Consider the following 21,398-nt stretch of genomic DNA (forward strand, 5'->3'; position numbering starts at 1 on the left):
TCTCTACCGGGGATGCCGCAGACGCGGATTGAGAATGATCGCCAGCACGTCGGCAATCGTATTGAGGATGATGAACACGGCCGCAAACAGGATGCCGCAGGCCAGGATCGCCGGCACGTCGCGCTTGGTCACCGCGTCGATCATGTATTGGCCGACGCCAGGATAGGTGAACACCTTCTCGATGACGACCACGCCGACCACCAGATAGGCGATATTCAGGGCCACCACCGAGATGATCGGCGAGGCCGCGTTCGGCAGCGCATGCTTGGTGACGACGCGGGCCCGCGTCAGGCCCTTGAGGAAGCCCATTTCGACATAGGGTGTCGACATGATCGACAGCACCGAATTGCGCGTCATGCGCATCATATGCGCGGTGACCAGGCAGGTCAGCGCCACCGCCGGCAGGAAAGTCACGTAGAGGCGCGTGAAAAAGCCCATGTCGGGGTTGACGGCCGCCAGAGGCGGAAACCAGCGCCAATAACCGGCGAAGAGCAGGATCAGCACGCCACCGATGAAGAACTCCGGCAGCGAGATGGCGATCAGCGCCAGCACGTTGGCGGCCCGGTCAGCCAGACGTCCCTCGGTGATGGCGCAGGTGATGCCGGTGATGACCGCGAGCGGCACGGCGATCACGGCGGCATAGCAGGCCAGGAACAGCGTGTTGGTGAAACGCGGCCACAGATCGTTCACGATGACGTTCTGGTTGGTATAGGACCGGCCGAAATCAAAATGGGTGATGATGTTCCACAGCCAGCTCAGATAGCGCTGCCAGGCCGGCACATCGAGGCCAATGCTGCGTTCGAAAGCGGCTTTGGTTTCCGCCGTTGCGGCCTGGCCGAGCACGGCATCCGCCGCATTTCCCTGCAGGTTGAGGGTTAGAATAAACAAGATGAGGGAGATGGCGAAGAGCGTCGCCACCCCCTGGACGATGCGCCAACCGATAAGACGTCCCACAATGTGCCCTTTCGACCTGTTGCCGACGGAGGCCCGGCACGCTGCAGTTCCCCCCGCACGCGCCCGTCCCTCTGCAGTATGAAAGGAAAAGAGCGAGGCGCCTCACGCGCGTCGCCCCCGACACGCCCTGCGATCTGGCGGCTAGGCCAGGATTCGCAAGGACACGTCGAAACAAGGAGCAGGGGCGAAGCAGCGCTTGTCGCCAAACGCCCCCGGCTCCAGAGCTCTCAGGCGAACCAGCCCTTTTCGGCGACACGCTGGTCGCACATGTCGTAGCGCGGATGCGGAGCCGTCCCCATGATCTTCTTGGAGTAGGCGTCGAGATAATCGCCGACCGCGTAGCAGACCATGCCGCCATCGTCGTGGATCATCTTCTGGCATTCCGAGTAGATCTGCGCGCGCTTGGCATCGTCGGTCTCGACGCGGGCGGAAATCAGGAGCTTGTCGAACTCCGGCCGCTTCCAATGGGTGTCGTTCCAATTGGCGGTGGACAGGAAGGTCTGCGAGAGCTGCAGATCGATGTTGGGGCGCCCGCCCCAGTAGACGGCGCAGAAGGGTTCCTTCAGCCAGATATTCGACCAGTAGCCATCGCCCGAAACGCGCGTGACGGTCAGGTCGATGCCCGCCTGCTTCATGGCTTCCTGGTAGAGCAAGCCAGCGTCGGTTGCGCCGTTATAAGCGCCTTCCGAAACCTTGAGTTCCAGCTTGGGGCTGCCGGCCTTCTTGTAGTGGAAGGCGGCTTTCTCCGGATCGTAGGGCGTCTGCGGCACGTCCTTGGCATAGTATTTGTGCGACGGACTGATGGTGGTGTCGTTGCCGACGGTGGCATAGCCCTGGTAGACGGTGTCGACGATCTTCTTGCGGTCCATGCCGTATTTGAGCGCCCAGCGCAGGTCGGCATTGGTATAGGGATCGGTGTCGCACAGCGCCACGAAGGCGAAGCGGTTGCCCGTGCCCTTGCTCTGCACCACGCTCACATCAGGCGAGGAGGTCACGATGTCCATGGTCTTGGCATCGAGACGGTTGATGGCATCGACCTGGCCGGAAATCAGGGCCTGCAGGCGCGATGCCTGGTCCTGGATGTATTGCAGCTCGATGCCATCGAAATTGCCGCGTCCAGGCTTCCAGTAATTGCCGGTGTTCTTGGTGACCACGCGCACGCCGGGCTCGAACACTTCGAGCTTGTAGGCACCGGTGCCGACCAGCTTGGAGAAGTCACTATAGCCGTTGGGCACGCACAGGACGTGATAATCGGAAAGGTTGTAGGGCAGGTCGAGATTGCCCTCGGACAAGGTGATCTGGATCTGGTTGGCGCTGAGCTTCTTGACGTCGGTAATCGAGCTCAGCAGATCCTTGGCGGCGGACTTGGTGTCGCCGCGATGCAAATTGATCGAATAGATCGCATCATCGGCATCGAGCGTCTTGCCATTGTGGAACGTCACGTCCTTGCGGATGTTGAAGATCCATTCCTTGGCGCCGGGCTTGTATTCCCAGCTTTCGAACAACTCGCCCTTGGGCAGTCCGTCATCGCCGATTTCGACGAACCCGTTGCAGATCTGGTAGCCGTAGGAAATCGGCACGGAATCGGCATAGGTGCGAGGATCGAGACTGTCGGAGGCCGAACCGCCCTCCATGCCCAGCTTCAAGGTGCCGCCCTTCTTGGGGGTATCAGCCGCCAGGGCCGAGCCGCCGAGCGCGCCCAGGCCACCAAGGCTCAAACCGAGCGCAGCAGCGCTCTTCATCAATTCGCGGCGGTCGAGGATCAGGCCCGATCCCTGCGTAAAGTTCTTACCCGTCATGTCAATGTTCCCTGCGGCTCGCCTGTATGGAATTTGCGCTCGTTGCCCGAGCGTTCGACCTGCCCACTATCGTGTCCTGCAAGCCGCTGTGCAAGAGACCTACAAACGACATCAAATGACAGCAGGGCGACGTTCTTTCATTTTCATGAAACCCAAATCAGGCTCGATTTGCGAATTTGAACGTCGGGTAAAGGCCAATTTTCAATCAGCAGGCCTAATTTTCGTCAATTCCGGGCAAAAAGGATCTCGCCCGGCGCGAGCGACAACGGATGATATCGGATCGATCCGCCCATAAACAGAAAACCCCGGCCATGCGGCCGGGGATCGGATCTTGCGTATGCCATCACGTCAGCTGTGATAGGCGCGTTCACCATGTTCGACGATATCGAGGCCTTCGGCCTCCGTCTGGCGGTCGACACGCAGGCCGACGACGAGATCGACCAGCTTGAACAGAATCGCCGAGCCCACGCCCGTCATCACGATGGTGAAGGCAACCGCCTCGACCTGCACCCAGAGCTGGGCGCCCATCGTCACGCCATCGGCATAGCCGACGCCACCCAGCGACGGCGATGCCAGCACGCCGGTGCCGAGAGCGCCGAGGATACCGCCGATGCCATGCACGCCGAAGACATCGAGGCTGTCGTCATAGCCGAAGGCATTCTTCACGGTCGTCACGAAGAAGAAGCAGACGATACCGGCGATGAAGCCAAGCGCGATGGCGCCGGCCGGACCGACGAAGCCGGCTGCGGGCGTCACCGCCACCAGGCCGGCGACCGCACCCGAGACCGCACCCAGCATCGAGGGCTTGCCATGGGTGAACCATTCGACCAGCGACCAGCCCAGGATGGCGCCCGCCGTGGCGACGAAGGTGGTCATCATGGCAAGGCCCGCGCTGGCGCCGGCCGAGAGGGCCGAGCCGGCGTTGAAGCCGAACCAGCCGACCCACAGCATGCCGGCACCGACCCAGGACAGGGTCAGCGAATGGGGCGGCATCTGCTCCTTGCCGAAGCCGGTGCGCTTGCCGATCATTAGGCAGCCCACCAGACCGGCGACACCGGCATTGATGTGCACGACGGTACCGCCGGCGAAATCGAAGGCGCCCAGCTTGAACAGCCAGCCCGTCGACTGCCACACCGAATGGGCGACCGGGATGTAGATGAAGGTGACCCAGAGCAGACAGAACAGCACCACAGCCGAGAACTTCATGCGCTCGGCGAAAGCGCCGACGATGAGGGCAGGCGTGATCGCCGCGAAGGTCATCTGGAAGCAGACGAACACATATTCAGGAATAGTGCCGCTCAGCGTGTCCTTGGTGATGCCGGCGAGGAAGGCCTTGGAGAAGCCGCCGAAGAGGGGACCGCCGTCGCTGAAGGCGAGGGTGTAGCCGTAGAAGACCCAGATCACCATCACCACCGAGGCGACGATCAGCACCTGCATGAGGATGGAGAGCATGTTCTTGGCGCGCACCAGGCCGCCATAGAACAGGCCGAGGCCCGGCGCGATCATCATCAGCACCAGCGCGCAGGACACCAGCATCCAGGCCGTGTCGCCCGAGTTCAGGGTGGGCGGCGGCGCTGCGGTCTGGGCGAGAGCGGGGCCCGCAAGCAGCCCGGCGCCCATGAGGGCCATGACGGCGGATTTGAGGAAACGGAGGGAAGTCATCGGGAAAAGATCCTGTCTCATGGGAGTCGAGGGCATCAGCGGCAGACCTAGAGCGCGTCGCCGTCGCGCTCGCCGGTGCGGATGCGCACCGCGGTTTCGATCGGCATGACGAAAATTTTGCCGTCGCCGATCTGGCCGGTCTTGGCGGCCGCCGTGATCGCATCGATCACCTTGGCGACCAGCTCGCTGGGCACCGCGACCTCGATCTTCAGCTTGGGCAGGAAACTCACGGCATATTCGGCGCCGCGGTAGATCTCGGTATGCCCTTTCTGGCGGCCATACCCCTTCACCTCGGTCACGGTCAGACCGTGCACGCCCAGACCCGTGAGGGCATCGCGCACCTCCTCGAGCTTGAACGGCTTGATGATGGCCATCACTATTTTCATGCTGCTCTATCCCCTTAAGGCGTTTTGCAATTTGGCGTCAGACATCCTCTTTCAAGCCGCGTGCCAACTGCCAAACGCCATGCTAAGATCATGAAAAATCACGATAAAAATTACCTCTGCCCAATGTAAGGACCACTCGCTTGCCAAGGGTTGCGCAAATATTAGGCACAATGGCCGTCGTTGCGATATTTTCGAGCAACGTGCACAAGGCGTTCGCTGATCCGTGCGCCATCCCGGCGGAAGCAGGCGAGAATGTGACGATTGCCGGCAAGGACGAACAGGGCTACCTCCTGCTCGCGGACGGCCGCAGGATAAGGCTTGCGGGCGTGGATCTTTCCTCGCTGAGGCTGCCCGATCTTGCCGATGCCACTGCGACCCTGGTGGGCTCGGCCACGCCCGACAGGCACGGCGCATGGCGCGGAGCGCTCTATTTCGAAGGCCGCGATCTGGCGGCCGATCTCGCAGCCCGCGGCTTGGCGCGCATTCGGCCTTCCGTTGGGGAAGATGTGTGTTACACAGAATTAATGACTGCAGAAGACAATGCCCGCCGGGCTCGGCTTGGCCTCTGGGCCGAACCGGGCTATGCAGTCGCCGATGCGGCGACTCCTGAGGCCGTTGCCCGACACGCCGATGGCTTCGCCATCGTGGCGGGACGCGTGCTGCATGTTGGAGTGACGAAGACGACCGTGTGGATCGATTTCGGCAAAATCTGGCGCGAAGACGTGACTTTGGCGATACCCGCCAAACAATGGCCACGTTTCGAGGCAACCGGTCACACCGCTGCCGCTCTCGAGGGCAGCTATGTCAGGGCTCGTGGCGTCGTGACGATGCGCGACGGGCCCCGCATCGAAATTACCGAGCCGGCGGCGATCGAACAGGTCGCACCGGTGTCGCCGTAGGAGGAGTGGGAAGCTGAGCGAGATGCTGGGGGGCGCGGCGAGACAACCGAACTGGCGGAGGGCTTGCGCCCTGGCGCTTGCGCTCGGCCTGTCGTCTTGCGCCACCGTGGGCGACAACGACCAGGCGGGCGATCTTCCGCGCGCCACGCCGGCAGCCCTTCCCGCCGAAGCCCCGCGTGTCATCGCTCCCCCCAATGCGGAGGACCGCGAAAGCGCCCGCGTTCTCGCTTCCTATGGCGGCGCCTATCGCAACGCCGCCCTGGAACGCTATCTCGACGATCTCGTCCAGCGTCTTGCCGCCCAGTCCGACCGGCCCGACATTCCCTACAAGCTGACGGTGCTGAACGCCTCGTCGATCAACGCCTTCGCCCTCCCCTCCGGCCGGCTCTACGTGACGCGCGGCCTGCTCGCGCTGGCCAATGACGATGCCGAAATCGCCGCCGTGATCGCCCATGAGATGGCGCATGTCTCGGCGCGCCACGCTGCCGCGCGTGCCGATCGCGAGCGCCAATCCCTGGTCGTCTCCAAGGTGGCGAGCATGGTGCACAATCCCGGCCTGGTCTCCTCGAGCCAGAACAGCCTGGCGAGCTTTTCGCGCCAGCAGGAGCTGAATGCCGACGAGATCGGCATTCGCACGATCGCCAAGGCCGGCTTCGATCCCTATGGCGCCGCGCGTTTCCTAACCTCGATGCGCCGGCAGGTGGAGGCGCGTTCGCGCCAGGCGACGCCGGACTTCCTGTCGACCCATCCCTCCACGCCCGAACGTATCGCCAAGGCCAACACCGAAGCTGCCCAATATGGCGCTCCCGGCTCGGGCGAGCATGACAAGTTCCGCTATCTGTCGGTGATCGACGGCATCACCTATGGCGAGGATCCCGCGCAGGGTTATGTGCAGGGCCGCATCTTCTGGCAGCCTCGCCTGGCCTTCACCTTCACCGCGCCCCCCAATTTCACCCTCGACAACACGCCGCAGGCCATTCTCGGCGTCGACGGCAACGGCCGTGCGTTGCGCCTCGACACGGTCAAGACCAAGGACGGCCAGTCGCTTTCCGACTATCTTGCCTCCGGCTGGATCAGCGGCGTGGACACCTCTTCGGTCTCCACCCTGCGCATCAACGGCAACGAGGCGGCAACCGCCCTCGCCCGTGGCACGGACTGGAGCTTCCGCCTCTATGCCATCCGCTTCGGCAGCGACGTCTACCGCCTGATCCTGGCGGCCCGCGACCTCAACCCCGCCACCGACGCCCTGTTCCAGGAAACCGCCAACAGCTTCCGGCGAATGACGCCGGACGAACTGCGCAATGTGCGGCCCGAGCATATCGACATCATCACCGTGCGCTCGGGTGACACGCTGCAGTCCCTGGCAGCCCGCATGGCCGGCCCCCAGGACCAGCTCGAGCGCTTCCTGGTGTTGAACGGCTTTGACGAAACCAGCCCGCTCAGGCCGGGCGACCGCGTCAAGGTCGTCACGCAGTAGAGGGCGGTCCACCCCTCATCCGGCTACCGCCACCTTCTCCCGCAAGGGGAGAAGGGGCTCCATTTGGCAAGGGGCGCGGTCTGGCCGCATGCAAGATTTTGCAGCCCATCCCAATCAAATTCCTTCTCCCCTTGCGGGAGAAGGTCCCGGCAGGGGGATGAGGGGTGCCGCTCGACAGAACGCCATCCTCGGCTTCCTCACCTCAGCCGATAGAACGCCGCGGCATTGTCCCTGAACAGCTTGCGCCGTTCCGACGGCGAGCAGTCATGCGTGATCTCGTCGACGACATGCACCCAGTCGGGATAGGTCCCCGCCAATTCCAGCACGTGCCAGTCCGAGCCGAACATCACGCGCTCGAAACCGAAGCTTTCCAGGGCATGCTCGACATAGGGCGTGATCTCCTGGCGCGTCCAGCTGCGGTGATCGGCCTCGGTGCATACGCCAGAGATCTTGCAATGCACGTTGGGCAAGGCAGCGAGCCGCTTTAAATCAGCGCGCCAGGGCTCCATTTCACCCGCCTTGATCGCCGGCTTGCCGATATGGTCGAGCACGAATCGGACGTCCGGGCATTGCTGCACCATGCGGACCGCGTTCGGCAGTTGGTGATGCAGGATGCAGATGTCGAAGGAGAGATCGTGGCGGGCCAGCAGCTTGAGGCCGGCCAGAAAACCGGGCTGCAGGCAGAATTCCGGATCGGCCTGGCCCTGGATCAATCGCCTGATGCCACGCAGCGGCTTGTGCTCGCGCAGGCGATCGAGATCCGCCTCGACCGCCGCCCCTTTTTCGAGCGGCAGGCTCGCGACCATGGCGCCGAGCCGAGGCTCGGCCGCCGCAAGCTCGCTGACCCAGGCGGCTTCGTCGAGATGCTGGCCGGCATCGACATCGACTTCCACGAAGACGAAACGTTCGATCTCGACGGGTCTGGCCGCAGCGAACACATCCGCCGGCACCGCCTTCGAGCGCAGGCCTGTGATGCCCTCGGCCCAGGCATAGCCCAGGCGCGCCGGATCGAGCAGATGAACATGGCTGTCGATGATGGGGTAGTCGAGCACCTGAAACCTCCCGACGAGTCAATGTGGATCGTCAATTTATCGATTGTGAGGCGCTATCCCAGGCGTTCCTGGTAACGCTCTCTCTCTGCATCCGTCTGGAAGGGAAGATCACCCCATTCCTCATAGAGAATGTTGTACCAGGAGCAACCACCCATCGCCGGGATATACTGCTCCAGGCGCAGGAATTGTTCGTGAATATCCATCGCATAGGCTTGCTCGGTCCGGGCGATCCAGCTCAACGCCTTGATGGCAGCGCCGGTGATCCAGTCCGATGGTCCGAACAGCATCGACAGCAGCGCCTTGCGCCGATGCGATCCCTCCCAGCCCGTATCGATCTGGGCCAGCACGAAAGCCGCCATGAGTTGGACGGTTGGCACCCAAGCCAAGGCATAGCTATGTTCCGGTATGGCAGGGGGGCGTACCATTACGGCGAGCAGATCAGGAACCGCTTCCACTCCCAACTCATTGGCGGTGAAACTTGCATCGGCATAACTCAGGATGGTGGAGCGATAACCGCGGGCCAGACGTTCGATGCAAACAGAAACGTCCTCTCGCGGCGGATCTACGACAGGCGAAGGGAAGGCTTCGTGGTAATGCCAAAGCAGATAGTCGACCGGCGCGACGGGAAGTCGCGGATCGGGAGTCTGGATGGCATCGACCTGCAAGTTGAGCTCCATCATCTTTCCCGCCGCCTTACAATCCAAAAACATCGCCAGTATGTTGCTTGGAGCCTCCAATACCGAAACCTTCAGCTGGACGCGAAAGTTCTCCTCGTCGGGTTTTTCCTTCTTCGCCTTTAGGAGGTTTGGCCGCCCCTGACGCCAGAACTCAGCCGTCGCGTCATAAAACTCGGGGAATGACGACACATACTCGTTCCAGATTTGCCGCGCCCTCTGATTGCCGCGCTCGATCAAGGCGAAGAGTTCATCGAGCTCGGCATCGCCCGTTTCTTGATCCCAACGGCAGTATAGCGCAGAGGCTGTGGCCCATGGCTGATCAGGCTGGAGCTTCAGGGCGCCTTCATACCAGTACAGCGCGCGCTCCCAATGATTGGCGTCGAACCAGGCATCTCCGCATTCTAGAAAAGCGCTGACATTGCCGGGCTTGAGTTCAATAGCCCTCATAAAAGCTTGTTCGGCCTCCTCCAGGCGATTCAAGCGTCGCAACGCAAGTCCTCGCGCCAAAGCTTGATATTCGTCGCTGTTCTCCAACGGGCCGGCAGTCGCAAGCGCCTCCTCAATCGTCCGGCCTTGCGAAGCGCGCCCGCCTTGAACGTAGCCATGACGCCTGACGGAACTGCCTGCGGAAAGGCCCGGCAGGCAAGATCTGCCCAGCGGTGCGCCATACGCGATTGGTTGCGCGAGGCCTTGCGCAACTCGGACGCATTCGTCACCACATATCCGAACAGCATAGTGACGAGATCAGGCGGCAACCTCTCGATCGTGCCCGGTCCCTCTAGCCAGCCGCATAGCCAAGCATCAAGATAGCGCTTGTCACCGATGGCCCGGGTAACGGAGATCAGAAGTTCCACGGCCTCTTCCAGCCGCCCCTGAGCATGCCAGAAATAGGCTCGCAAGGCTTCCGCCTGGGCATGGCCTACCTCAGTTTCAGGAATCAGCCCATCGAATCCTTTGCCTACCTTTTCGACATAACGTTGAGCCAGTTGGATCCAATCAGCCCGTGTGGGATCAACAAAGAGCAGGCCCGCCAAGTGATAGGCACCGTGGCGCAGATTGCCGCCGATCTCCAACTCGCCCTCGGCCACGAACAGATCGAAATCGGGCGTGCCTATGCGCTGGGCGATCTTGGTCTGATCGTGGCGGCAGCCAAAGGTTTCCTGTACTAGGTCAGGTTCGTCAATCGCGGGAATCGATCGGACTGGCTTGCGTTCATGCCATCGGCTCAACCAGGTCATCATGCTCCCCAGCGGACTGGCCAAGAATCCTCTTGCTTACCCAAGCACTATCGCAGTCTCGGACCATCGCCAAGCCTCACCACCCTCGCGCCCTGATCGCCTCCGCCAGGCGGGAGACGTCGGGGCCGCTCGGACGATCCTCTTCCAGGCGCTCGACATGGGCACGCACGAAATCGCGGATGCGCGCAGTCCCCTCCCCCAGCGCAACCGTACCGCGCAGGTCGATGCTCTGGGCCGCCACCACCATCTCGCAGGCCGCCAGCACCAGCACCCGCGACGCGCTCTCCCCGAGCTTGGTCACCGCCGCCGGCGCGTTGGCGGCATGGTCCTCGACACCGTCGGCGGCATGCAGCAAGGCCAGGGTCGCCGGCTGGGCCCGCGCCCGGATCTCGCCCTCCAGGGCACCGATCGCCTTCTGCAGCGTGGCGAAGCCGGTGCGGCTCTGCCCCATCGGGGTGAGGAAACGCGGCTGGTCGGAATAGACGGGCGACATCAGCTTCAAGGCGCGCTGGGCCGAGATCGTCGCCACATGGGAGAGCGCCTGCGAGAGCGCCTCGAAGCGCAGGGTAAAGCCGGTCATGTCGAAATTGCCGTTGGAAACCAGCTGCCCCTCGACGATCACCGGATTGTCGCCGGAATGATTGAGTTCGAGCAGCACCATCGCCTCCGCCTCGGCAAAGGCGATGCGCGCGGCACCGTGCACCGGTGCGACGCAACGGAAGGAGAGCGGATCCTGAACCCGCCGGCTCGCCTTGTTGTCGCCGAGGGGGCCGCCGGCCAGCAGGGCATAGATCGCGCGGGCTGCCTCGCGCTGGCCCGGGGCCGGACGGGCCGCGTTCACCGCCTCGGACAGGGGGGTGATATTGGCGCCGAAGGCTTCCATCGACAGGGCCGCAGCGCGGTCAAGCGTATCGAGCGCCAGGCGTGCTTCGGCGAGCGCCAGGGCGCCGCGGCCGGTGGAGGCGGCATTGGCCACCACCAGGGCATGCCCGTCCTTCGGCCCGATCGGTACCGGCTGCAGCCCGGCCCTCCGCAGCGCCTCGGCGCCGGCCAGGCGCTCGCCGCGATAGTCGGCCTCGCCCTCGCCGAGCAGCGCCAGCGCCATATGGGCAAGCGGTGCGAGATCGGCGGCGCCGATCGAACCGATCGTCGGCACGATGGGATGAAATCCGGCATTGAGGGCAGCGGCCAGTGCTTCCACGACCGTGAGCGACACGCCGGTCTGGCCGACGCTCATGCCGGCGATACGCGCCGCCATCATGGCCCTGACCTCGGCGACCGGCATTTCATCACCCACCCCGACCGCGCGGGCAAAGGCAACGCGGCGCTGGAAGGCGGCAAGATCGTCGGCGGAAAGCCGGGTGTCGACGCCCGCGCCAAGCCCGGTGGTCAGGCCATAGACCGGCTTGTTCTCGGCAATGGCCTGCTCGATCACCGAGCGCGCCGCACCGATGCGTTCGCGGGCGGCCGGCGACAGGATCACATGGCAACGCTCGCGGGCGATGGCGGTGAGCGCATCGATGGTCAGGGGCGCATCGCCGATCACCACAGTTCCGCCGGACATTTTCAGGGTTCCCTCATCACTGTCGGCCCGCGCCATCGTTTGCGTGACCTCCCACCGCCAATCGCATAGAAGGGGACGCATCTCCAAATAAATGTGCATGCCGCGAGGATGAGAATGAGCGCGCTGATCGAACTGTTCTTGTGCCGGAGCGACAATTTCGGCGTGCTGCTTCATGACGAGGCGACCGGACGCACCGCGGCCATCGACGCACCGGAGGCCGAAGCGATCGAAGCCGCCCTCGAACGACGTGGCTGGCGGCTGACCGACATCCTGGTCACCCATCATCACGCCGACCATGTCGAGGGCATCGAGGCGTTGAAGACCTCCTATGGCTGCCGGGTGGTCGCAGCCAAAGCCGATGCCCACCGCATCCCGGCCGTCGACGAAACCGTCGTGGAGGGCGGCACCGTCAATGTCGGCTCGCTCGTGGCCGAGATCATCGACACCCCGGGCCACACGGTGGGCCATATCGCCTACTGGTTCGCCGAGCAGAAGCTGCTGTTTGCCGCCGACACCCTGTTCTCGCTGGGCTGCGGCCGGCTGTTCGAGGGCTCGCCGGCCGACATGTGGCAGTCCCTGCTGAAATTGCGAGCCCTGCCTGACGATACGCAGCTCTATTGCGGGCATGAATACACGCTTGCCAATGCCCGCTTCGCCCTCACGGTCGATCCCGCCAACCAGGCTCTGGCCAGGCGCGCCGCCGAGGTCGAGGCCCAGCGCGGCGCCCACCGCTTCACCCTGCCGGTGCTGCTGGGCGCCGAAAAGCAGGAAAATCCGTTCCTGCGCGCCGACGATCCCGGCGTCGCCACGGCCGTCGGGCTGGCCGGGGCCGATCCCGTCGCTGTGTTCACCGAACTGCGCGAGCGCAAAAACCGGTTCTGAATACCCTCTTCGACACAATGGAAATGATCATGAAGACCGCCGCCGAGATCATCGCCCTCCTCGACATGCAGCCCCACCCCGAGGGCGGCCACTATGTCCGCACGTTCGAAGACAGCGCCCTTCACGGCGACCGGTCGGCCTCGACCGCGATCTATTACCTGCTCCAGGCCGGCGAGCATTCGCATTGGCATCGGGTCGACGCCGCCGAGATCTGGCACTTCCATGCCGGCGCGCCGCTGGCCCTCGACCTCTCGGCGGATGGAATTGCCACCAAGCGCCTGATCCTCGGCACCGATTTCGCCGCAGGCCAACGGCCGCAGGGCGTGGTACCGACGGGCGTGTGGCAGGCGGCTCGCAGCCTCGGCGACTGGACTCTGGTGGGCTGTACGGTTGCCCCCGGCTTCCGCTTCGAAGGCTTCGAACTGGCCCCGCCCAACTGGGCGCCCGGACAGTGATCCTGCGACGCAATTTGCCGTGCACGAACCTGATCTGGAAAGGCGCGGGCCTGCGCTCGGTCGCGGTTGGGCTGACCCTCATTGCCTGCTTCGCGATCCCTGGGGCAGCAGCACGGGCAGATAGAGCGAGGATCGGCCCTGCGCAGATCATGCAAATGCAGGAGATCTTGACCCGTGCCATGCGCCCCTGTGTGGCACCCGCGATCGGGCAATCCGGCACCCAATGGGCAACCGTGCGTATTTTCTTCAATCGCGACAGCACGCTTGCGCGACGACCTGAATTGGTCGCTGCCACAAGCGCCACGATCGGGGCCAACGTCCTTCGCGCCGCCACGCGGTGTCTCGCGCGCAAGGATGCTCTTCGCTTTGACGAGCGATCCTACGACGCTTGGAAGATCATCGATCTGAAATGGACTCCGGGGACACTCTGACGTCGTCGGCGCCGACCCCAATCCTTACACTTTCCTTACGCCCGGGCTCGATAATCGGAATCGAACCCTGACGCCCTTTGGTGGCAAACCACACCCATGCCCAATCGGGTTGGAGTTTGTCATGCTAGATCTTGCCTATATGGCGCTGGGGCTCGGTGGCCTGCTGCTGATGGTCCTTTATGCCCGCGTCCTCGACAGGCTGTGAGGCGCATCATGTTCGATCCCCTCCTTGGCCTCCTCGTGGCCGTCCTGCTCGGCGCCTATCTCGTCTTCACGCTGGTGCGCCCCGAACGCTTCTGAGTTCCACGGCTTCACCGCCCTCCCACGCCGGCTGCCCCCGCACCGGTGCGATGGCGCGTGACGGGGCGCGGGACCGGCTCATCGGGAAACGGTCCCGCTCCCTGCTCATTCTCGCTTTTTCGGGCTCCACGCCAATCCCCCAAGGGACGATCTCCCCTGAGGATCGGCGGGGCTCGCGTTGTTTTGGAGAATTTCCATGTCCTTGAACGGATGGCTTCAGATCATCCTTCTGTTCGCTCTGGTGCTCGTAGCGGTGAAGCCACTGGGTGCCTACATGGCCCGTGTCTTCACCGGTGAGAGAACCTTCCTCACGCCCGTGCTGGCCCCGGTCGAGAAGGGTTTCTACAAATTATCCGGTATCGATCCCGCCCGGGAACAGGGTTGGCTTGCCTATACGCTGGCCATGCTGTTCTTCAGCGCGGCGGGCTTTGCCTCGCTCTACGCGATCCTGCGGCTGCAGGCTTATCTGCCGCTCAATCCGCAGGGTTTCGGCAATGTGGCGCCGGATCTGGCTTTCAATACGGCGATAAGCTTCGTCACCAACACCAACTGGCAGAACTATGCCGGCGAAAGCACCATGAGCCATTTCAGCCAGATGGCCGGTCTTACCGTGCATAATTTCGTCTCGGCCGCCACCGGCATTGCCCTTGCCCTCGCCCTGACCCGCGCCTTCATGCGCTCGGGCGGCACGACTCTCGGCAATTTCTGGGTCGATCTCACCCGCTCCACTCTCTATGTGCTGCTGCCGATCGCCATCGTCGTGGCGCTGGCCTTCGTCGCCATGGGCATCCCGCAGACGCTGCAGGCCGGTGTCGACGCCACCACGCTGGAAGGCGCCAAGCAGACCATCGCCATGGGGCCGATGGCGAGCCAGGAGGCGATCAAGCAGCTCGGCACCAATGGTGGCGGCTTCTTCAACGTCAATTCGGCCCATCCTTTCGAAAACCCCACCGCACTGGCCAACTTCCTATCGATCTTCTCGATGCTGTCGATATCGGCGGCCTTGGTCTACGCCTTCGGGCAGATGGTCGGCTCCCGCCGCCAGGGCTGGGCCCTGCTGTCGGCCATGGGCGTCCTTCTGATCGCCGGTGTGGCCGTGGTGTATTGGTCCGAAACGGCAGGCAATCCGATCCTGACGCATCTCGGCCTCGACGGTGCTCTCGGCAACATGGAAGGCAAGGAGATCCGCTTCGGCCAGGCCATGACCGCCGTCTTCGTGGCCGTCACCACGGGCTTGTCCTGCGGCGCCGTCAACGCCATGCATTCCTCGCTGACCCCGCTCGGCGGCCTCATTCCGATGTTCCTGATGCAGCTCGGCGAAGTCCTGCCCGGCGGCGTCGGCTCCGGCCTCTACGGCATGATCGTCTTCGCCATCCTTAGCGTGTTCATCGCCGGCCTGATGGTCGGCCGCACGCCGGAACTCCTCGGCAAGAAGATCGAGTCGCGCGAGATGAAGTTCGCCGTGCTGGCGATCCTGATCCTGCCCACCGCGATCCTCGGCTTCACCGCGATCTCGGCCATGGCTCCCTTCGCCCTGTCGCAGCTCGGCAATGCCGGTCCGCACGGCCTCTCGGAACTGCTCTACGCCTATACGTCGACGACAGCCAACAATGGCTCGGCCTTCGGCAGCCTGTCGGCCAACACGCCCTGGTTCAATGCCACGCTCGGCATCGCCATGCTGCTCGGACGCTTTGCCTATGTCGTGCCGGTGATGGCGATTGCCGGCTCCCTGGCCGCCAAGACCAGGGTTCCCGCCTCGGCCGGCACGTTCCCCACCCACACGCCGTTGTTCGTCGGCCTTCTGGTCGGCGTCATCCTGATCGTCGGCGGCCTGCAATTTTTCCCCGCGCTCGCGCTGGGGCCGATCGTCGAGCACTTCGTCATGCTCGCCGGCAAGACTTTTTGAGGAATGGCTATCATGTCATCCAAACCAACCTCCCCCTCCATGTTCGACGCGGCCATCCTGCTGCCCGCCATCAAGGATGCCTTCGTCAAGCTCGACCCGAGACTCCTCGTCCGCAATCCGGTGATCTTCGTCACCGAGGTCGTGGCTGCCCTGGTCACCGTGCTCAGCTTGCGTGACGCCTTTACCGGCGCCGGCGTCGGCTTCAGCGCGCAGATCGCTGCGTGGCTGTGGTTCACCGTGCTGTTCGCCACCTTCGCCGAAGCCGTGGCCGAAGGGCGCGGCAAGGCGCAGGCCGAGAGCCTCAAGCGCACCAAGTCCGACCTCAAGGCCAAGCGCATGCCTTCGGCCGCGACCGCCTTGGGAAACTTCCAGGTGATCGACGCCACCAAGCTCGTGGTCGGCGACATCGTCATCGTCGAAGCCGGTGACCTCATTCCCGGCGACGGCGAGGTGATCGAGGGCGTCGCCTCGGTGAACGAAAGCGCCATCACCGGTGAATCCGCCCCGGTCATCCGCGAATCCGGCGGCGATCGCTCCGCCGTCACCGGCGGCACGCAGGTGCTGTCGGACTGGATCAAGGTGCGCATCACCACCCAACCCGGCTCCTCCTTCATCGATCGCATGATCGCGCTGGTCGAGGGCGCCGAGCGCCAGAAGACCCCCAACGAGATCGCCCTGTCGATCCTGCTGTCGGGCATGACGCTGATCTTCCTGATCGCCGTGGTGACGCTGTGGGGCCTTGCCGGCTATTCCGGCACGCTGCTCTCCATCACCGTGCTGGTAGCACTGTTGGTCACCCTCATCCCCACCACCATCGGCGGCCTGCTCTCGGCCATCGGCATTGCCGGCATGGATCGCCTGATCCGCTTCAACGTGGTGGCAACGTCGGGCCGTGCGGTCGAGGCGGCCGGCGACGTCGACACCCTGCTGCTCGACAAGACCGGTACCATCACCTTCGGCAACCGCATGGCGACCGAGTTCCTGCCGGTACCCGGCGTCAGCGAACAGGACCTGGCCGAGGCCGTGCTGCTGGCCAGCCTCGCCGACGAGACGCCCGAGGGGCGTTCCATCATCGCACTCGCCCAGGGCGAATATGGCCTGACCCAGCCGGACCTGACCTGCAAGGCGATCACCACCATCGCCTTTGCCGCCCAGACCCGCCTGTCGGGCATCGACATCGACGGCCGCTCCATCCGCAAGGGCGCGGTCGATGCGATCGTGAAGTTCGCCGGCACCACGCTGGAGGCCGCCCCCGCAGCCTTTCGGCAGGCGGTCGAAAAGGTCGCCCGCACGGGCGGCACCCCGCTCGGCGTCACCGACGGCAGCCGCGTCCTCGGCGTCGTCCACCTCAAGGACGTGGTGAAGCCCGGCATCAAGGAGCGCTTCGCCGAACTGCGTTCGATGGGCATCCGCACCGTGATGGTGACGGGCGACAACCCGATCACCGCCGCCGCAATCGCCTCCGAGGCCGGCGTCGACGACTTCCTGGCCGAGGCGACACCGGAAGAAAAGCTCGCCTATATCCGCAAGGAACAGACGGGCGGCCGCCTGATCGCCATGTGCGGCGACGGCACCAATGACGCGCCGGCGCTGGCCCAGGCCGATGTCGGCGTCGCCATGCAGACCGGCACCCAGGCGGCACGCGAAGCGGGCAACATGGTCGACCTGGACTCCAGCCCCACCAAGCTGATCGAGATCGTCGGCATCGGCAAGCAATTGCTGATGACGCGCGGCTCGCTCACCACCTTCTCGATCGCCAATGACGTCGCCAAATATTTCGCCATCATCCCGGCTTTGTTCATCGCGACCTATCCCGAACTCGGGGCGCTGAACGTCATGAACCTGGCCTCGCCCCAGTCGGCCATCCTCTCGGCGGTGATCTTCAACGCCCTGATCATCGTCGCCCTGATCCCGCTGGCCCTCAAGGGCGTCGCCTACCGGCCGGTCGGCGCGGCCGCGCTGCTCCGGCGCAACCTCCTGGTCTACGGCCTGGGCGGTCTGCTGGTGCCCTTCGTCGGCATCAAGCTGATCGACCTCGTCGTCGCCGCCCTGCACCTGGCGTGACGGCGATGCGCACAAGGAACGGATGGAGCGTGGCCCGCTGGCTCGCCCTGTCCGGCCCGCATCGATCGGCGGCCCGTACACTGCCCCTCCCCGCGGGGAGGGCTTCCGCCTTCCCAGGCAACCCCATTTTCGCGCTCCAAGGGAGCAAGCCCATGTTGATCCATCTTCGCCCCGCCATCGTGATGATGGCCCTGTTCACCCTGTTGCTGGGTATTCTCTATCCGCTCGCCATCACCGGCATTGCGCAGGTCGCCCTCCCCGGCCAGGCCAATGGCAGCCTGATCACCAGCAATGGCACGGTGATCGGTTCGTCCCTGATCGGCCAGAACTTCGCCTCCGAGCGCTATTTCCAGGGCCGGCCCTCGGCAACCTCGGGCACCGATCCCAACGACGCCAGCAAGACCGTGGCGCAACCCTACAATGCGAGCAATTCGAGCGGCTCCAATCTCGGCCCGACCTCGAAGGCACTGGCCGACAGGGTCGCCGCCTCGGTCGAGGACCTGCGCAAGCAGGGCGTGACCGGCGCCGTTCCCGCCGATGCGGTGACGACTTCAGGCTCGGGCCTCGACCCCGACATCTCGCCGGCCGACGCCGCCCTGCAGATCCAGCGTGTCGCCAAGGCCCGCAACCTGCCGGAAGCCGACGTGAAGGCCCTGGTCGACAGCCAGACATCGGGCCGGCTCCTCGGCCTGATCGGCGAGCCGCGCGTCAATGTTCTCGCCCTGAACCTGGCGCTTGATGCTATGAAGCCGAAGTGACACGATTGCCGGACAAGCGCGGGCGCCTTCTCCACAAAGTGGGGAAGGTGGCCCGACGCAGTCGGGTCGGATGGGGTGCAGCCCGCTCATGCTCCCTATCAAGACGGCAAGAGCTAGCGGCCCACACCCCATCCGTCATTGCTCCGCAATGACACCTTCCCCACTTCGTGGAGAAGGCATCGGCGCCAGTCCTGGAAAGCAAGTTTGCCCGTAAGCCCCTCCGACAGACGTCCCGATCCCAATGCCCTGCTGAGCCTGGCGGGACGGGAGGGGCGCGGCCGCCTCACCGTCTTCCTCGGCGCGGCACCGGGTGTCGGCAAGACCTATGCCATGCTGTCGCGGGCACGGCGGGAGAAGCAGGCCGGCGTCGACGTCGTCGTCGGCATCGTCGAAACCCATGGCCGCAGCGAAACCGCTGCCCTGACGGACGGGCTGGAGCTGCTGGCGCGGCGGACGGTCGAGTATCGCGGCCGTGAGCTGGAAGAGTTCGACATCGACGCGGCGCTCGCCCGCCGGCCGCACCTGATCATCGTTGACGAGCTCGCCCACACCAATGCCCCGGACAGCCGCCATCCCAAGCGCTACCAGGATGTCGAGGAACTGATCGGCGCGGGCATCGACGTATGGACGGCGCTCAACATCCAGCACCTGGAAAGCCTCACCGACGTCGTCTCGCGCATCACCGGCGTGACGGTGCGCGAAAGCGTGCCGGACAGCGTGATCAAGAAGGCGGACGAGGTCATCGTCGTTGACATCACGCCGACCGAGCTGATCCAGCGCCTTGAGGACGGCAAGGTCTATCTGCCCGACAATGCGAGGCGCGCCGCCGACGGCTTCTTCAAGCCGGGCAATCTCACCGCCCTGCGCGAGCTCGCCCTGCGCCGCACGACCGAGCGCGTCGACGACCAGATGCTGGCCTATCTGCGCCAGAACGCCATCGAAGGCCCCTGGGAAACCGCCGACAGGCTGATCGTCTGCGTCGGCCCCGACCAGTTTTCCCAGCAGGTGGTGCGGGCGGCCGGACGCCTGGCGACCGGGCTCAATGCCGATTGGCTGGCCGTGACGGTCGAGCGGCCCGGCCAGGAAATCGGCGGTGACGCGCTTGCCGGCCTCGAGGCCAATCTGCGCCTCGCCGAGCGCCTGGGCGCGGAGGTCAGGCGGCTCAACGGCCATGACTATGTCGGCGAGATCCTCAGGCTGGCCCGGGCCGAAAACGTCACCCAGATCGTGCTCGGCAGCGGCAAGGCGAGCTGGTGGCAGCGCGTCACCGGGCGTTCTCTCGCCGACGACCTCCTGCACCGCTCCGGCGAGATCAATGTTACCGTCATCACCAACACCGGGACCGAGGCTCCGCCCGCACGGCGCTGGTGGCGCCGGCTTGTCCTGCAGCCCTCGCTCGCCGGCCTCGCCATGGCGGTGGGCTGCGTGGCGGCCGCCGTCGGCATCGGGATCGGCCTCCGGCATTTCGTCTATCTGCCCAACGCTTCCATGCTCTTCCTCATGGCGGTGCTCGCCAGTGCCCTCACGGTCGGGCGCTGGAGTGCCATCACGGCGGCGGTGTTGTCCTTCTTCGCCTATAATTTCTTCTTCATCCCGCCGCTCTACAACTTCACCATCGCCGAGCCGCACGAGGTCTTCGCCTTGGCGGTGTTCCTGATCGTCGCGGTGGTGGCGGGCGACCTTGCCGGCCGGGTACGCGAGCGGGCGGAGGGCGAAGGGCGGCGTGCCGCCAACATCATGTCGCTCTACGAATTCTCCCGTAAGCTCTCGGGCATCACCAGCCTGGACGACGTGCTCTGGGCCGCCGTCGCCCATGCGCAGGCGACGCTGCACGGACGGGTGGTCATCGCCGTGCCCCAGGAGGACGAACTCACCGTCACGGCCGCCTGGCCACCGGACATCAACCTCGATTCAACCGACATGACGGCGTTGCGCTGGGCCTTCGAGAAGAAGGAGATCGCCGGCCGGGGCACCGGCACCCTGCCCAACATCGCCTTCGAGTTCAGGCCGATTCTGACCCCGAATGGCGCTGTCGGGGTGCTCGGCCTGGCGCAGCCTGAGGGGGCCGAGCCACTTTCCCCGGCCGAGGAGCGTATTCTGGTCGCCATTCTCGACCAGACCGCCATCGCCATCGACAGGGCCAAGCTCGCCAAGGAGAATGTGCGCACCGCCGCGCTCGAGGAAAGCGAGAAGCTGCGCAGCGCCCTGCTCTCCTCGCTCTCGCACGATCTGCGCACGCCCTTGGCTTCCATTACAGGGGCCGTCACCACGCTGCGCCAGCTCGGCACCAAGATGAACGAGGAAAGCCGCGACGACCTGCTCGCCTCCATCGAGGAGGAAGCAGCCAGGCTGAGCCGCTTCGTCGCCAATCTCCTCGACATGAGCCGCCTGGAGGCCGGCGCCCTCAATGCACGACGCGACCTCCTCGATGTCGCCGACGTCGTCCGCGGCGCGGTGGAGCGCGCGCGAAAAGCCTTTCCGACCCGCCTGGTCGAGACCAGCCTGGCAACCGACCTGCCGCTGGTGCGCGGTGACCAGGCGCTGCTCGGCCAGGTCCTGTTCAACCTGCTCGACAATGCCCACAAATATGGCGGGGAGGATTCCTCGACCGCCGTGTTCGCCCGGCGCGAGGACAACGAAGTGGTGGTTACCATCACCGACCAGGGCAAGGGCATTCCGCCGGCCGATCTGGAAAAGATCTTCGACAAATTCTATCGGCGGGGCAAGGTCGACGGCCGGGCACCAGGCACCGGCCTCGGGCTCTCGATCAGTCGCGGCTTCATCGAGGCCATGGGCGGCACCATCACGGCCGAGAGCCCGGCCGTGCGCAAGCGCGGCACCCGCATTGTCATCCGCCTGCCAGCCGAGGCATGATGACGACATTGGGGGGCGGG

The 21,398-nt window shown here is 64.6% G+C and carries 18 protein-coding genes; 10 read left to right on the plus strand and 8 right to left on the minus strand.

Going from position 1 to position 21,398, the window contains the following annotated elements:
* Positions 1–3: 3 nt before the first annotated feature.
* The 4 genes from ACTJKX_RS09780 to ACTJKX_RS09795 all read right to left on the minus strand — a co-directional run bounded on the left by ACTJKX_RS09780 (position 4) and on the right by ACTJKX_RS09795 (position 4,801).
* The gene (locus ACTJKX_RS09780) at positions 4–954 is read right to left on the minus strand and encodes an ABC transporter permease (RefSeq protein WP_311937427.1); all 951 of its coding nucleotides are present in this window, start codon (positions 952–954) and stop codon (positions 4–6) included.
* Between the two features lie 227 nt (positions 955–1,181).
* The gene (locus ACTJKX_RS09785) at positions 1,182–2,753 is read right to left on the minus strand and encodes an ABC transporter substrate-binding protein (RefSeq protein WP_311937430.1); all 1,572 of its coding nucleotides are present in this window, start codon (positions 2,751–2,753) and stop codon (positions 1,182–1,184) included.
* Positions 2,754–3,101: 348 nt separating this feature from the next.
* A complete protein-coding gene (locus ACTJKX_RS09790) occupies positions 3,102–4,415 on the minus strand; it encodes an ammonium transporter (RefSeq protein ID WP_311937432.1) in 1,314 nt (437 codons plus the stop codon).
* 47 nt (positions 4,416–4,462) lie between these two features.
* Positions 4,463–4,801, minus strand: a complete 339-nt coding sequence (locus ACTJKX_RS09795) for a P-II family nitrogen regulator (RefSeq protein ID WP_068293571.1) — start codon at positions 4,799–4,801, stop codon at positions 4,463–4,465.
* A gap of 200 nt (positions 4,802–5,001) precedes the next feature.
* Between ACTJKX_RS09795 and ACTJKX_RS09800 the strand changes: the two genes are divergently transcribed.
* Entirely contained in the window at positions 5,002–5,700 is a 699-nt protein-coding gene (locus ACTJKX_RS09800) for a thermonuclease family protein (RefSeq protein WP_440725137.1), read from the plus strand.
* A 22-nt stretch (positions 5,701–5,722) separates the two neighbouring features.
* On the plus strand, positions 5,723–7,177 hold the full coding sequence (locus tag ACTJKX_RS09805) for a M48 family metalloprotease (RefSeq protein ID WP_311937438.1): 1,455 nt from the start codon (positions 5,723–5,725) through the stop codon (positions 7,175–7,177).
* Between the two features lie 197 nt (positions 7,178–7,374).
* Here ACTJKX_RS09805 and ACTJKX_RS09810 read toward each other — a convergent pair whose 3' ends face one another.
* The 4 genes from ACTJKX_RS09810 to ACTJKX_RS09825 are packed head-to-tail and all read right to left on the minus strand — an operon-like array spanning position 7,375 to position 11,708.
* Complete coding sequence (locus ACTJKX_RS09810) at positions 7,375–8,229, minus strand: amidohydrolase family protein (RefSeq protein WP_440725138.1); 855 nt, start codon at positions 8,227–8,229, stop codon at positions 7,375–7,377.
* Positions 8,230–8,282: 53 nt separating this feature from the next.
* Positions 8,283–9,440: a tetratricopeptide repeat protein gene (locus ACTJKX_RS09815; RefSeq protein WP_440725139.1), complete on the minus strand. Its 1,158-nt coding sequence runs from the start codon at positions 9,438–9,440 to the stop codon at positions 8,283–8,285.
* Positions 9,383–10,168: a hypothetical protein gene (locus ACTJKX_RS09820; protein WP_440725140.1), complete on the minus strand. Its 786-nt coding sequence runs from the start codon at positions 10,166–10,168 to the stop codon at positions 9,383–9,385. The genes ACTJKX_RS09815 and ACTJKX_RS09820 overlap by 58 nt, the downstream gene beginning before the upstream one ends.
* A 52-nt stretch (positions 10,169–10,220) precedes the next feature.
* On the minus strand, positions 10,221–11,708 hold the full coding sequence (locus ACTJKX_RS09825) for an HAL/PAL/TAL family ammonia-lyase (RefSeq protein WP_440725141.1): 1,488 nt from the start codon (positions 11,706–11,708) through the stop codon (positions 10,221–10,223).
* 114 nt (positions 11,709–11,822) lie between these two features.
* Here ACTJKX_RS09825 and gloB point away from each other — a divergent pair, with 114 nt between their 5' ends.
* The 8 genes from gloB to ACTJKX_RS09865 all read left to right on the plus strand — a co-directional run bounded on the left by gloB (position 11,823) and on the right by ACTJKX_RS09865 (position 21,378).
* Positions 11,823–12,590, plus strand: coding sequence for a hydroxyacylglutathione hydrolase (gene gloB / locus ACTJKX_RS09830; protein WP_440725142.1), 768 nt, complete (start codon positions 11,823–11,825; stop codon positions 12,588–12,590).
* A 29-nt stretch (positions 12,591–12,619) separates the two neighbouring features.
* On the plus strand, positions 12,620–13,045 hold the full coding sequence (locus tag ACTJKX_RS09835; RefSeq protein WP_394314220.1) for a cupin domain-containing protein: 426 nt from the start codon (positions 12,620–12,622) through the stop codon (positions 13,043–13,045).
* The gene (locus ACTJKX_RS09840; protein WP_394314218.1) at positions 13,042–13,476 is read left to right on the plus strand and encodes a hypothetical protein; all 435 of its coding nucleotides are present in this window, start codon (positions 13,042–13,044) and stop codon (positions 13,474–13,476) included. Before ACTJKX_RS09835 ends, ACTJKX_RS09840 begins: the two co-directional genes overlap by 4 nt.
* Before the next feature lie 201 nt (positions 13,477–13,677).
* On the plus strand, positions 13,678–13,776 hold the full coding sequence (gene kdpF, locus ACTJKX_RS09845) for a K(+)-transporting ATPase subunit F (protein WP_195826137.1): 99 nt from the start codon (positions 13,678–13,680) through the stop codon (positions 13,774–13,776).
* 196 nt (positions 13,777–13,972) lie between these two features.
* Positions 13,973–15,682 (plus strand): potassium-transporting ATPase subunit KdpA, encoded by a 1,710-nt coding sequence (gene kdpA / locus ACTJKX_RS09850; protein WP_440725143.1) that lies wholly within the window; start codon positions 13,973–13,975, stop codon positions 15,680–15,682.
* Positions 15,683–15,694: 12 nt separating this feature from the next.
* Positions 15,695–17,746, plus strand: coding sequence for a potassium-transporting ATPase subunit KdpB (gene kdpB / locus ACTJKX_RS09855; RefSeq protein WP_440725144.1), 2,052 nt, complete (start codon positions 15,695–15,697; stop codon positions 17,744–17,746).
* Positions 17,747–17,898: 152 nt separating this feature from the next.
* Positions 17,899–18,504 carry a potassium-transporting ATPase subunit KdpC gene (gene kdpC, locus ACTJKX_RS09860; protein ID WP_311937467.1) on the plus strand — a complete coding sequence of 202 codons (606 nt, stop codon included), beginning with the start codon at positions 17,899–17,901 and terminating at the stop codon, positions 18,502–18,504.
* A gap of 204 nt (positions 18,505–18,708) precedes the next feature.
* Positions 18,709–21,378: a DUF4118 domain-containing protein gene (locus tag ACTJKX_RS09865; protein ID WP_440725145.1), complete on the plus strand. Its 2,670-nt coding sequence runs from the start codon at positions 18,709–18,711 to the stop codon at positions 21,376–21,378.
* Positions 21,379–21,398 lie beyond the last annotated feature (20 nt).

Origin of the sequence: Labrys sp. 22185 (assembly GCF_052045555.1) — a bacterium.
Taxonomy (GTDB): domain Bacteria; phylum Pseudomonadota; class Alphaproteobacteria; order Rhizobiales; family Labraceae; genus Labrys; species Labrys neptuniae.